A 694-nucleotide genomic window follows, 5' to 3' on the forward strand; every position below is an offset into this window, starting at 1 on the left:
GCACTCTCCGAGAGCTTTTCCTGTGTAAAAAAACTCTTCAACCATTGCCAAAAGTTGGAAAAGCTTTGTTTAACGCCTTCCCACAAATTGCCAAACCACTCGACAACAGCGCTAAGCTCTTGTTTAAACTTTTGCCAAACTTGAGAGAGATCAAAAGCATTGGCGATTATATTTTTCCAACGCGTAATGGTGGTGGTATCAGCACCAAAAAAGCGCATGACGGCTTCAAAGGCACGCCCCCAAGCCCGAGATACCCCCCGTGCAAAACCTTTGACAAAAGAAGAAAAACGATCCCAATATTTCCACAAAGCAAAACCAGCAGCAAGGATGACAGCCACAACAGCAGCAATGACCGCCCCGATCGGGGTAAAAATACCCCCCACAACAGAGGAAATAGCTGCCCCAGCCACTTCTATCGCTGTCCCGATCCAACCAAAAGAGGCAGCAAATGCACTTCCTGAGACAGCAATCCCCCGTAAAGCCCCTACCAGTAAAGTCATGGGGCGAAGAAGACGCAGCGCACTTCCACCAAAGCTTGCTGCTATTAAACCCAGCGAGCGCCCTGCGGCTGCTAAGCCCCGCCAGCTTGCAGCAACACCACGACTAACAGCACCCATCTTGATAAAAGAGCCCATCAATTGAAGAATCCCAAGACGTGTGCCAGCCATGGTAAAGCGCAACACGCGCAGAGCAA

General features: G+C 50.0%; 1 pseudogene. It reads right to left on the minus strand.

From position 1 onward, the window contains the following. A pseudogene (locus ACFINX_RS10305) lies at positions 1-668 on the minus strand (phage tail tape measure protein); the annotation flags it as partial. Positions 669-694: the final 26 nt, after the last annotated feature.

The organism is Bartonella sp. AP36NXGY (assembly GCF_042195865.1).
Classification (GTDB): Bacteria; Pseudomonadota; Alphaproteobacteria; order Rhizobiales; family Rhizobiaceae; genus Bartonella.